This is a genomic window from Psychroflexus longus, from assembly GCF_020164595.1.
In the GTDB taxonomy this organism is placed as follows: Bacteria; Bacteroidota; Bacteroidia; order Flavobacteriales; family Flavobacteriaceae; genus Psychroflexus; species Psychroflexus longus.
In genome coordinates this window covers 15529-28542 of sequence record NZ_JAIQZE010000015.1, presented here as the reverse complement: position 1 = coordinate 28542, position 13014 = coordinate 15529, and the positions used below count along the sequence as shown (strand labels likewise).

The 13014-nt window shown below is 36.3% G+C and carries 8 protein-coding genes; 5 read left to right on the top strand and 3 right to left on the bottom strand.

The window, feature by feature from the left end; genetic code table 11:
- Nucleotides 1–59: 59 nt before the first annotated feature.
- From LB452_RS12215 to gldJ, 3 genes are all read right to left on the bottom strand, one after another.
- Nucleotides 60–1406, bottom strand: coding sequence for an MATE family efflux transporter (locus LB452_RS12215; RefSeq protein ID WP_224462020.1), 1347 nt, complete (start codon nt 1404–1406; stop codon nt 60–62).
- Nucleotides 1396–2679, bottom strand: a complete 1284-nt coding sequence (locus tag LB452_RS12210; protein WP_224462019.1) for a UDP-N-acetylmuramoyl-tripeptide--D-alanyl-D-alanine ligase — start codon at nt 2677–2679, stop codon at nt 1396–1398. Before LB452_RS12210 ends, LB452_RS12215 begins: the two co-directional genes overlap by 11 nt.
- A gap of 66 nt (nt 2680–2745) precedes the next feature.
- Entirely contained in the window at nt 2746–4398 is a 1653-nt protein-coding gene (gene gldJ, locus LB452_RS12205) for a gliding motility lipoprotein GldJ (protein WP_407692608.1), read from the bottom strand.
- A gap of 165 nt (nt 4399–4563) precedes the next feature.
- Between gldJ and porU the strand changes: the two genes are divergently transcribed.
- The 5 genes from porU (at nt 4564) to LB452_RS12180 (ending at nt 13014) form a co-directional block, all read left to right on the top strand.
- On the top strand, nt 4564–8391 hold the full coding sequence (gene porU, locus LB452_RS12200) for a type IX secretion system sortase PorU (protein WP_224462017.1): 3828 nt from the start codon (nt 4564–4566) through the stop codon (nt 8389–8391).
- A 31-nt stretch (nt 8392–8422) separates the two neighbouring features.
- Nucleotides 8423–9592, top strand: coding sequence for a type IX secretion system outer membrane channel protein PorV (porV, locus tag LB452_RS12195; RefSeq protein WP_224462016.1), 1170 nt, complete (start codon nt 8423–8425; stop codon nt 9590–9592).
- A 75-nt stretch (nt 9593–9667) separates the two neighbouring features.
- Nucleotides 9668–10150 carry a cytidine deaminase gene (gene cdd / locus LB452_RS12190; RefSeq protein ID WP_224462015.1) on the top strand — a complete coding sequence of 161 codons (483 nt, stop codon included), beginning with the start codon at nt 9668–9670 and terminating at the stop codon, nt 10148–10150.
- A 94-nt stretch (nt 10151–10244) separates the two neighbouring features.
- The gene (gene pdhA / locus LB452_RS12185; RefSeq protein WP_224462014.1) at nt 10245–11243 is read left to right on the top strand and encodes a pyruvate dehydrogenase (acetyl-transferring) E1 component subunit alpha; all 999 of its coding nucleotides are present in this window, start codon (nt 10245–10247) and stop codon (nt 11241–11243) included.
- A gap of 4 nt (nt 11244–11247) precedes the next feature.
- On the top strand, nt 11248–13014 hold the full coding sequence (locus tag LB452_RS12180; RefSeq protein ID WP_224462013.1) for a pyruvate dehydrogenase complex dihydrolipoamide acetyltransferase: 1767 nt from the start codon (nt 11248–11250) through the stop codon (nt 13012–13014).

Here is a 13014-nt window from a genome sequence, read left to right as displayed (position 1 = left end):
AGAGGAGGTAAGGAATAAGTTTGTGTTAAACTGTTTTTAAAAGTAATAGCCTTAATTCTCTAAGTAGCAGCTAGATATTTCCTTCTGAATTTGACAACAAGTGCGATACTTCTGATGAGCATCCAGACAAAGAAGGCAATCCAGATTGCGTAAAGTTTTAAGCCTACGTAATCCAGTATGAGTAGAGTGGGCCAGAAGCCAAGAAAAGTAGCAATGAGCAATACATTTCTTAAGTATTTTGCTTCTCCAAGACCTTTGAAAATTCCATCAAACATAAATGCAATGGAGTTTATAGGTTGCATCAACAATACAAGCCAGAAAACGGAAGAAAATAGGAGCAAGACTTGTTCATCTTTATTAAAGATAAGACCTATTTCATCATAAAATAATGCACAGATCCCCATTAATATTAGTGCTATGATTACTGCATATTTACTGATGTCTTTGCTCAAGTTCCAAAGCTTTTTATAGGCTTTTGCTCCAAGAAGTTTGCCCCCAATAGCATTGCCCGCATTGGCATAACCATCAATAAAGAATGAAAAAAACAACCAAATATTCATCAGAATACTTTGTGCAGCTATATAATTTTTACCATAATCTGTAGCATAAGAGTTTGCCAGGTAAATGGCGAAATTGAGTGCGAGCGTTCTCAAAAATAAATTGGAGGCCATTGAGATAAGAGGCTTCAAATTTGGGTTAAGATTCAAGCTAAGTTTTAGATGAAAGGGAGTCTTTTTAATAAAAAAATACAGAGCCATAGCTAGCATTACCCCTTGTGCAATTACACTTGCAATCGCCGCACCTTCAAGATGCATGGCAGGTATAAATCCTTCAACTCCATAAACCAATAGAAAATCCAGACCTATATTCACAGCACCACCAACGAGGCTACATTTCATAGCCCATAATGTATTTTGCAGACCTCGGAAAACTCCGAAGATGGCAAAAGTGACAAGTGTAAAGGGGTAGCCTAAAGCTCTTATCCTGTAGTAACTTTTGGTATAGTCAAGAATCAAGCCTTCAGCATTATAGGCGCTGAAGATCAATTCAGCAAAAAATGCGGTGATGAAATAAATAAGTAAACTCAGTAGAAAGTTCAGTAATATGGTTTGTGGAACTAGGGTTTTAACAGCGTGAAGTCTGTTGGAACCTAAGTGTTGTGAAACTAAAGCAGAAATAGCAGTCTTGGTTTGAGCCAGTATCCAAATAATGGCCGATAAAAAGGAACCAACGATGCCTGCGGCAGCTAGAGCTTCAACGGCATTGTTCTCAACATTACCAATTATAGCAATATCGCTTAATGATATGAGGGGTTCCGCTATTCCAGCAATGATTGCAGGAATTGCAATAGTATTTATCTCTTTAAAAGATACTTTAGGTGCTTTTATATGAGATTTAGAGGGCATCCATGATACTTTCCAATTTCATTCCTCGTGAGCCTTTGACTAATATTGTTGAAGAAATTTTAGAGTTGTCTTCTTCAATGAACTTTTGAAGGTCATTTGTCTTTTCAAAACCAATCACATTCTCAAATTCTGAAGATACCTTATAGAACTGTTCTCCACAGACTAGAATATTTTCAAATCCCAGATGCTGGCAAGTGTCTAAAATATGAAGATGTTCTTTAATAGAATCTTCGCCAATTTCAAACATATCGCCCAATATCACAGTCTTGTGTTCTCCTTCTATTTGTTTGAAGCTTTCTAAAGCAGCTTTCATGCTCGTGGGATTTGCATTGTAAGCATCGAGTAAGATTTCTTTTCCATTTTTTTTGATGATCTGAGACCTCATTTCCTCGGGTTTGAAATCTTCTATGGCGTCTTTTATTTTGTCTTTATCAACACTAAAATATCGACCGATGCCAATTGCTGCAGAAATATTTTTGAAGTTGTAGCTGCCAATCAGTTTACTTTGTATACATAAGTTTGAGTATTCAACCTTTACATTCGGCTGAGCATCAATTAAGACTACCTGACAGTCTGAAAGCGGTTTTTCACCTATGCTATAATTTTTATGTTGTATTGCTTTTTCTACCTGAATTTCATCATCTCTATTAAAGAAAATGAGTCCATCGTTTTCAATCAGGTAATCATATAATTCAGATTTTCCCTTTATGACACCTTCTATGCCTCCAAATCCTTCCAAATGGGCTTTGCCAAAATTGGTTATGTAACCGTAATTAGGTTCTGCGATATTGCATAAGGATTCAATTTCTTTTTGGTGGTTTGCACCCATTTCAACGATTCCAAAATCCAATTCGGCCGTAAAGGATAACAAGGTGAGAGGAACTCCAATATGATTGTTAAGATTGCCTTCAGTGGCTTTTACTTTAAATTCTTTTGAAAGTACCTCTAGGACTAGCTTCTTGGTAGTGGTTTTCCCGTTACTTCCAGTAATCGCCAGTATGGGTATATCGATTTGTTTTCTATGAAAATTAGCCAGTTCTTGTAGAGTGAGCAAAACATCTTTAACGATGACTTTGGAACTCCCTTTTTGATTTTCATCATCAACAACTGCAAGTAATGCTCCTTTTTCTAATGCTTGATCGGCGTATTCATTTCCATCGAAGTTATCACCTCTTAAAGCAAAATAAATTGAATTTTTCTGAAGTTTTCTAGTGTCAGTACAAATCCCGCTGCTTTCTAGAAATTTTGAATACAGATCTGATATATTTTTCATAAGTGGATATAAAAAAAGCTCTAATACAAAATTAGAGCTTTTTTAAAAGAGTTAGTTGGTTATAATTTAATTTCTTGTTCTTCTGCCTTTATTGGATTTTGATCCAACTTTTGACATTGCATTTCTAAAACCAATATCATCTGTTGCCATATCTTGTGGGAAATATCTCCTTTGAGCTGGATCCATCCAATATGCTCTATCTCTCCAGGATCCACCTTTATAGACTCTCACATTGTCATCGATAAGCGTTGTTCTGTCAGATGAACCATCATAACGTCTGTTTATTTCACCATCTTTTAGTGTTACCTTATTGTCTGGAGAATTATACATCTTTTTGACTTCGTTATCTCCTGAACGTTTTTCGTAATATCTTGATGAAGACTTATCTCCATCTCTGAAGTTAACGTTATCACTTTTTGAGAATTGAGTTCTCAAATATGTTTCTTGATCACCAATACTGACTTGTGCAATTTCACCTGGCGTATTTCTTGCCACAATTCTTCCGTTGCTTAAGGTGTCATAAATAACTTCATCTGCAGTAAGTACTTTTACTTTACCATCTTCAGTAATTGCATTTTTAGTATAAACGTTACCTCTAAAGTAATTGAAGTCATTGTATTCATTGTCAACTCTAGGTCTGTAAACATCTGCTACCCATTCTGAAACGTTTCCTGCCATATCATATAAACCATAATCATTAGGTTCATATGATTTTACTTCAGCAGTAATATCTGCACCATCATCACTCCAGCCAGCTATACCACCATAATCACCCTGACCCTGCTTGAAATTAGCACGTTGATCGCCAATGGTTTTTCTGTCTCCAGATCTTGTATATTGTCCATCCCATGGGTATTTTTTTCTACCTCTGTAAGAATTATAATCTCTTAAAGAACTTTGTCCTAAAGCAGCATATTCCCATTCTGCTTCAGTTGGAAGTCTGTAAGCAGGAAGCAGCTCTCCATCTTTTCTTTGAACATAAACATTTGTACTGTCTGGATTATTTCTTAATTTCCTATCGGTTTCTCTTCCTCCTCTAGTAATTGAATCACTTCCTCCATAGACTTGATTTGGAGCATTAAGGTAAGTTTCTGTATTAAACACACTTTCAGCAGTTGAGTTTTTATAAGCATCTCTGGATGTATAACCTTTGTCTGCAAGCCTTTTCTCATTGACACGGTCTGTTCTCCATTGGCTAAATTCAGTAGCTTGAATCCAGTTTACCCCAACAACAGGATAATTATGAAAAGCAGGATGTCTTAAATAATTATTTACCATGTTTTCGTTAAATCCTAACGGATTTCTCCAGACCAAAGTATCTGGCAATGCGCCAGTATAAATATTTTTATAACGTTCTTCAGTTGGTGGAAATACTTGTTTTAACCAGTCCAAATACTCTAAGTACATTACATTGGTGACTTCTGTTTCGTCTATGTAGAAAGATTGAACGTGTTGTTGAGTTGGTGTATTATTCCAATCGTGCATCACATCATCTTGAACTCTACCCATTGTAAATGTGCCACCTTCTACAAAAAGCAATCCTGGACCAGCTTCCTGACCTTCGTAGTCAGTTTTGTAGCTTACCCCTCCATCTCTACCGCTTAAATCCCAACCGGTAGCTCTTGAATTACTTTTGTAATCCCTCGAGTTATTACAGCTTGTCATAGCAATAGCTAAGGATGCAAGCATACATGATTTAACGAAGTTTTTCATAATCATAATTTCGATTTTAATCCAAAATTTGTGTGCAATATAATGATTAACGCTGTATTAACAAGAATATTTTCAATTCCGAAAATTTATTTTTCTGACATGATTCAATTCTATTTTTAATATACTATCATTGTTTAGTCAACGTTATAGTTTGTATTCAATTGTATTTAAATGAGAATTCTACTCTTTCTGATATTTGTATTTACTTACGTAATAAGTCCAGCACAGGTTGGTAAAGTTAATATAAATTGGGGTAATGACAATAATATTGCTAAAAAAAACACAAGTGAAATCGATTTCAATCAATTAGATATATCTCATTTCAACTATTACCCAAATGAAGCTTTTTTAGTATATACTCACTTTATTGATGTTAGCTCCAACTCCTTGACCCTCAAAAATATAATCACAGAAGCTGTTTCTGAAGATATTCAAGATGATATTCAGAATATCCCAAATAAGGTAGAGTATTCTTTTTCCAGGGTTGCAGGAGATAAAGGTCAAAAAACTCTTATTCAACTCAACCCCTTTTTCTTTAAAAACAATAGCTTACAGAAAATTATTTCTTTTGATGTAGTCTCCGATCGAAATTCAGAAACTTCTTTTGAACAGAACTCTGATTTGAATAAAAATACAATTGCAATAACCAATTCAATTTTCGCTTCTGGTGAAATCAAAAAATTCTATGTTGAAGAAACCGGAGTTCATCGCCTGAATTTTTCATTTTTGAAAACTCTTGGTATAAATGCGTCATCCATTCCTACTGGTAACTTGAAAATATTTGGTCATGGTGGTGGTATGCTTCCTCTTGTAAATCAAGACAATCAATATTATGATCCGCCAGAGATATCTATTCAGGTTTTTGATGGGGGTGATGGCACTTTCGACCCTGGAGATTATGCATTGTTTTATGCGACGAGTACAGAGGCCTGGAGTGAAGAAAATGAAACCAACCTAAATCTCTATGCAGATAGGTCTTATTATTATTTGTCCGTCGAATCTGGAGGAGGCAAAAGAATAATGGCGTTAAATCAGCCTGCGGGTAACCCCTCAACTACAATAACTGAGTTTGATGATTATCAATTTTATGAGATCGATGAAACCAGCTTGTCTTTAGTGGGCAGACGTTGGTTTGGTGATAGGTTCGATATTGAGACCGAAAGAACCTATGAATTCAATTTTCCAAATTTAGTTCAAAATCAACCGGTTCAATTAGATGTCAGAGTTGGAGCAATTTCTCCCGTTAGGAGTTCTTTTGATATATCTGTAAATGATAACTTAGTCAACAATATTTTAATTCTTGAAACTTCTGCAAATTTACCTTCAAGAGGTAATAGTCGTCAATTCCAGGTTCCTTCAAATTCAGATGAGGTTGCAATTACATTGACATATAACAAAAATGGAAACCCAGGAGCGACTGGTTTTCTTGACTTTGTTTCTGTTGAAGCTAGGCGAGAATTGATTGCAAATGAGGAGCAATTTCAATTTAAAAATAACGAGGTAGCGACTTTACCTGGAATTGGTGAATATGTTATTCAAAATGCATTGGAAGTCACTCAAATTTGGGAAATCACAGATCCTATCAATCCAACTTTTGTATCAAACCAAGATCAAGCTTCTGTTTTTTCTTTCAAAAGCCCACTAGGTTCTGAAAGAAAATTTCAGGTAGTCACTTCTTCATTACTACAACCTCAAGTTGAGCCTGGCAATACTTCAGTGGCCAATAAAAATATCAAGGGAACTATATTAAGAAACACTCAAGGTCAATTTCAGGATTTAGATTATTTAATTATTACCCAATCTAGTTTTCTTTCGGCAGCAAATCGTCTGGCTCAATACAGGAGAGATAATGATGGACTCGTTGTAAAAACCCTCGCTGTTGAAGACATATACGAGGAGTTTAATTCTGGAAAACAAGATATCGGTGCTATAAGAAATCTGGTTAAATATATTTATGACAATGCTTCGTCTACAGATAAACGGATAAAGTTTTTGGGATTGATTGGTGATGCTTCTGTAGATTATAAAAACAGATTGCAAGGGAACACCAATATTGTTCCAACATTCCAAAGTTTAGGAAGTTTTTCTACAACAGTGTCCTCTTTTATGTCAGATGATTTTTACACTATGATGGAACCGGATGAAGGTAATATGGGGCCAGCTAATTCAATGGACTTAGCTGTTGGTAGAATTTTGGCAGACACTCCACAGCGGGCTAATGCTATGGTAGACAAAATCATATCCTCAGAGCAAAAAGAATCGTACGCACAATGGAGGAATAATTTTGTACTGATCTCCGATGATGCTAACACTGTTAGTGATTTTAGAAATCAGGAAAGACTTGATGAATTGGGGGATGAAATTTCAGAAAAAAAACCAACGGTCAATGTCAAAAAAATTCATTCAGATGCATTTCAGCAGATTACAGGTGCTGGAGGAGATCGTTATCCCGATGTCAACAACGCTATTTCGGATGCTATAGAATTAGGAGCCTCGGTGGTCAATTATTTTGGCCATGGAGGTGAAGACGGACTGGCGCAGGAACGAATTGTTACTCAAACCAATGTTCAAAATTGGAGAAATCCAGATAGATATACCTGTTTTGTGACGGTGACTTGTGAATTCACAAAGTTTGATAATCCATTGAGAATGACAGGAGGGGAACTTACCTTTTGGAATGAAAATGGAGGAGCGTCCTCATTGGTCACAACTACACGAGCTATAACAGTGACTGCTGGGGTTAACTTTAACCAGGCATTCGCTCCCTATCTTTTTGATTTTGTAAACAACGATGAGACAATTGCTCAATCTGTAGCAAGAGCTAAAAAAGAACTTTCTGGAAATGGTAAAAGGATTGTGTTTTTTATAGGTGACCCGGTTATGAGACTACCATTACCAAAATCAAGAATTGAATTAACAACCATAAACGAAACTTCTATCAATCAATTTTCTGATACTTTACAGGCGCTTGGTAAATATAAATTTGAAGGACAAATTGTTGATGCTAATAACCAGAGGCTTCAAGATTTCAACGGAGATTTATCCGTCACGATTTTTGATAAAAGAATAGAAAGGCAAACGCTTGGAAATGATGGCACAAGAATAAATGGGCAGTTGGCAATCCTAGATTTTACCACTTTGGGTGAAAATTTATTTAGAGGTCAAGCTAGTGTTGAAAATGGAAGATTTGATTTTGAATTTGTTTTACCTAAAGACACTCGTCTTCCTGTAGATTTTGGAAGGGTGAGCTTCTATTCGTCGAGCCTCTCAGGCTTTGAAGAATATAGTGGTTTCAACACCTCAATACTAGTTGGTGGTCTTAATGAAAATGCGCCAGAAGATAACGAAGGACCACTCATTAACTTATATATGAATGATGAGAACTTTGTGAATGGTGGTATTACAGATAACCAGCCTTACATATTAGCTTTACTTGAAGACGAAAACGGAATTAATACTGCGGGAGGTATAGGTCACGATATTGTAGCAATATTGGACGGTGATGAGGCTAATCCGATAATTTTAAACGAATACTACGAAGCCAACAAAGATGATTTTAGAAAAGGTGAAGTATTTTATAGACTCAGAGATCTAGAAGAAGGTGAACATACTTTAAGCATTAAAGCATGGGATGTTTACAACAATTCGCAAACACAGGAAATCAGTTTTATTGTTGCAGGGGATGACGAACTCAAAATAACAAGAGTTCTAAATTACCCGAATCCGTTTATTGATTATACTGAGTTTTGGTTTAATCATAACCGTCCTTTTGAACCCTTAGAAGTCATGGTACAGGTGTTTACAGTCTCTGGTAAGTTGGTATGGACCAAAAACCAAATCGCCAACACAAATGGGTTTTTATTTAGAGATATGAGTTGGGATGGTAGGGATGATTTTGGAGATAAAATTGGAAAAGGGGTTTATGTATACAAGCTTACTGTAAAATCCACGTTAACTAATCAAAAAGCCGAAAAATATGAAAAGCTCGTCATTTTATAAATTACATATATTTGCTAATTCAAATTTTAACATGAAACCATACATACTAATCCTTTTACTTAGTTTACTCTGTTCTAAAAATTCGTTCTCACAAGACAATCGTCGTGTTATTACCACAGGTATTCCTTTCTTATTGATAGCTGCAGATGCAAGATCTTCGGGTATGGGCGATCAGGGCGTAGCTACGAGAGTAGATGCCTTTTCTCAACAATGGAATCCGGCTAAGTATGCTTTTTCTGAAACCAAATCTGGAATAGGTTTATCATATACTCCTTATTTAAGAGAGCTTGTAAACGACATTAATATAGGAAACCTTGCTTATTTCAACAGAATTGATGAACGAAGTGCTTTTGCTGCCAGCATTCGATATTTTGCACTTGGTGAAGTAGAGCTTAGATCAACAGCTCAGCAGGTGCCAAGAATTGCCAGTCCAAATGAATTTGCTGTGGATTTAAGTTATTCCCTGCGTTTAAGTGAGGTATTTTCTATGGCTGTCACAGGACGATATATCAATTCTAACCTGAGAATTCCTACTGGTATTGCAGATGCTTCTGCAGCGAGTAGTTTTGGTGCAGATATTTCCATGTTTTACAGAAGTGAAGAGAAATTTTATAAAGACTTCAATGGACGCTGGAGAGGTGGATTATCCATTAGCAACATTGGCCCTAAAATAAAATATGATGACGTAGGGCAGGAAAACTTCCTGCCTACCAACTTTAGAGCTGGAGCTGGTTTTGATTTTATTTTAGATGCTTCCAACACTATAGGTGTGCATTTAGAAGTCAATAAATTATTAGTTCCAACGCCACCTGCATTTGATACAGATGGTAGTGGAAACTTAACTCCAGAAGGACAGCAAGCGTTTTTAGATTATACAAGAGAAAATGAATTTGGTGCAATTTTTTCCTCCTGGGGAGATGCTCCAGATGGTATTTCTGAAGAACTTAAAGAGATCACCTGGGCCCTTGGTGCAGAATATTGGTTCGAGGACAGTTTTGCGTTAAGGTTAGGTTACTTCAATGAATCTAAGGATAAAGGTTTCAGAAAATTTGTTACGATGGGAGCAGGATTTAAATACTCCACCATAAATATTGACGCTTCCTATTTGTTTTCAACTTCAACCGTTCAAAATCCTTTGGAAGGGACTTTAAGATTTGGTGTTACCTTTAATATTGGTGATAAAGCTTATATTGAATATTAACTCTATATTTGTGATAAATCTCAAAAAAAGTATCAATTCCATTGATGCTTTTTTTGTCTCCAAGAAAATTGGTTCATGATACAAAAGCAGATAAACACAACAATAGAAATTTACGATTCTGTAACAGAACTTCCAGATGACATTCAAAAATTAATGAAAAGCGCAGTGAATGCAAGGGATTCTGCTTATGCGCCTTATTCAAAATTTATGGTTGGGGCCGCGCTTATTTTAGATAATGGAGAAGTTGTGAAAGGAAGCAACCAAGAGAATGCATCATATCCTTCTGGTTTGTGTGCAGAACGTACTGCTATTTATGCCTCTGGAGCAAATTATCCAAACCAGAAAATTAAGGCTATAGCAATAACTGCAACATCAGAAAAACACGATGTGCTGGAACCGATAGCTCCTTGTGGCGCATGTCGACAAGCCATAGCGGAATATGAACAAAAACAAGATGAACCTATTGAGATTTACTTCACAGGTACAAAAGGTAAAGTTATACACGTCAGGGCCTTACTGGATATTTTACCACTAGCTTTCGATAATAAATTTCTTTAGAGTTAATACTCACTAAAGTATTTTCAATTCCTACATAAAGTATTACTTTTGTAATTCTATTTTTATAAAGAAGAGCAATAAAATTAAGCTGTACATGAAAAAAATAACGAAAAAAACCTATTTAAAATGGTATGAAGACATGCTGTTTTGGAGAAAGTTTGAGGATAAGTTGGCTCAAGTATATATTCAACAAAAAGTAAGAGGTTTCCTTCATTTATATAATGGGCAAGAGGCGATTTTAGCTGGAGCTTTGCATGTGATGGATTTGGAAAAAGACAAGATGATCACTGCCTATAGAAATCACGTACAGCCTATAGGAATGGGTGTAGACCCTAAACGAGTAATGGCCGAACTTTACGGAAAAAAGACAGGTACATCTCAAGGTCTGGGTGGTTCGATGCATATTTTTTCGAAAGAACACAGATTTTTTGGAGGTCACGGTATTGTTGGAGGACAGATTCCTTTGGGTGCAGGTTTAGCTTTCGCTGATAAATACTTCAATACCAACGCGGTGACTTTATGCTTTTTAGGTGATGGTGCTGCAAGACAAGGTTCTCTTCATGAAACCTTAAACATGGCAGTAAATTGGAATCTTCCAGTTGTATTCTGTGTTGAAAACAACGGCTATGCGATGGGAACTTCTGTAAAAAGAACCTCTAGTCACGAAGATATCTGGAGACTTGGTCTAGGTTATGAAATGCCTTGTGGTCCAGTTGACGCTATGAATCCTACTAAAGTTGCAGAGGCATTAGACGAAGCTATTACTAGAGCAAGAGCAGGTAAGGGTCCTACATTCTTAGATCTTAAAACCTACAGATATAGAGGCCACTCTATGAGTGACGCGCAAAAATACAGAACGAAAGATGAGGTCGAAGAATACCAAAAAATAGATCCAATTTCTCAGGTTAAGAAAATATTGCTAGATAAAAAATACGCTACTGAAGACGATATCAAGAAAATTGATAAGAGCGTTAAAGAAAAGGTTAGCGAATGCGAAAAGTTTGCTGATGAGTCTGATTTTCCAGATAAAAACGTCATGTATGACGTTGTGTATGAACAAGAAGATTATCCTTTCATTCCCCACAAATTATAAATAGATGGCTGAAGTAGTAAATATGCCGAGATTGAGCGATACCATGGAAGAAGGTGTCGTTGCAAAATGGTTAAAGCAAAAAGGAGACAAGGTAGAAGAAGGTGATATTTTAGCTGAAATTGAAACCGATAAAGCTACCATGGAATTTGAATCATTCCACGATGGTGTTTTATTACACATAGGTGTAGAAGAAGGTGAAGGTGCTCCTGTAGATACACTTTTAGCTATTATTGGCGAAGAAGGTGAGGATATTGACGATCTTATCAAAGGAGCTAAAGATAATAATCCTTCCAAAGAAGGTGAAGATGAGAAGTCTGAATCCAAAGATGACAAAAAGTCTAAGGAAGAAGATGGAAACGGCGAAGACAATTCTGATGGAGAAAAGCCAGATGAAGATACAGAAAGTGGTGATGGAATTCCTGATGATGTTGAGGTAGTCACTATGCCGCGTTTAAGCGACACTATGGAAGAAGGAACCGTAGCGACTTGGTTAAAATCTGTTGGTGATGATGTAGAGGAAGGTGAAATTCTAGCTGAAATAGAAACTGATAAAGCGACAATGGAATTTGAATCTTTCTATTCTGGGAAGTTACTTTATATAGGTATCGACGAAGGTGATTCTGCTCCAGTAGATGATGTATTAGCGATTATCGGTCCAGATGGAACAGATGTGGATAAAGTATTAGCATCCTTAAAGTCCGGTGGGAAGTCTTCATCAAAGGATTCAGAGAAAAAGCCAAAAGATAAATCTTCAAAGGACGATAAGTCTGAAGAAACTAAATCTGAAGGTTCTTCAAGTGAATCAAGTGTTCAAGACCTTTCCGGCGATGAAGATGCAGATAATACTGACGCAGACGGAAGAATACTAGCGTCTCCATTGGCTAAGAAAATAGCAGAAGATAAAGGTATAGATTTAAGAAAAGTAAGTGGATCTGGTGATAATGGTCGCATCGTCAAAAAAGACGTTGAAGATTACAAACCATCTGAAAAACCCGCTGAAGAAAAAGCTACTGAAACCAAAAAAGAGCAGCCTAAGAAGGAAGAGGCTGCTCCTCAGCCTGTAGCAGAAATTTATACACCAGCTGGTGAAAAATCATTTGAAGAGGTTAAGAACTCTCAAATGAGAAAAACAATTGCTAAGCGTTTATTAGAATCCAAAAATTCTGCTCCTCATTATTATCTCAATATTGAAGTAGATATGGAGAATGCTATGGCATCGAGATCTTATATCAATGAAATGCCAGACGTCAAGGTTTCTTTTAATGATCTAGTGATCAAAGCTTCTGCAATGGCGCTAAGAAAGCATCCACAAGTTAATTCATCCTGGGATGGTGATGCAACTAAAATTGCAAAACATATTCATGTAGGGGTTGCTGTTGCTGTTGAAGAAGGCCTTTTGGTTCCAGTTCTTGAGTTTGCAGATCAGCAAAGCTTAACACAAATCGGCAGTAATGTAAAGAATTTAGCTGGTAAAGCTAAAAACAAAAAACTACAGCCTAACGAAATGGAAGGAAGCACATTTACAGTATCTAATCTTGGAATGTTCGGAATTACTGAATTTACAAGTATCATCAATCAACCGAATTCAGCCATACTTTCTGTAGGAACTATAGTTGAAAAGCCTGTGGTCAAAAAAGGAGAGATAGTCGTAGGTCATACGATGACACTTACTTTAGCTTGTGACCATAGAACTGTAGACGGAGCAACTGGAGCTAAGTTTTTACAAACTTTGAAAACTTATTTAGAAAATCCAGTAACTATGCTTGCATAG

Coding starts and splice junctions, on each gene's coding strand:
- LB452_RS12215 (WP_224462020.1), bottom strand. CDS start 1,406: ATGCCCTCTAAATCTCATATAAAAGCACCTAAAGTATCTTTTAAAGAG.
- LB452_RS12210 (WP_224462019.1), bottom strand. CDS start 2,679: ATGAAAAATATATCAGATCTGTATTCAAAATTTCTAGAAAGCAGCGGG.
- gldJ (WP_407692608.1), bottom strand. CDS start 4,398: ATGATTATGAAAAACTTCGTTAAATCATGTATGCTTGCATCCTTAGCT.
- porU (WP_224462017.1), top strand. CDS start 4,564: ATGAGAATTCTACTCTTTCTGATATTTGTATTTACTTACGTAATAAGT.
- porV (WP_224462016.1), top strand. CDS start 8,423: ATGAAACCATACATACTAATCCTTTTACTTAGTTTACTCTGTTCTAAA.
- cdd (WP_224462015.1), top strand. CDS start 9,668: ATGATACAAAAGCAGATAAACACAACAATAGAAATTTACGATTCTGTA.
- pdhA (WP_224462014.1), top strand. CDS start 10,245: ATGAAAAAAATAACGAAAAAAACCTATTTAAAATGGTATGAAGACATG.
- LB452_RS12180 (WP_224462013.1), top strand. CDS start 11,248: ATGGCTGAAGTAGTAAATATGCCGAGATTGAGCGATACCATGGAAGAA.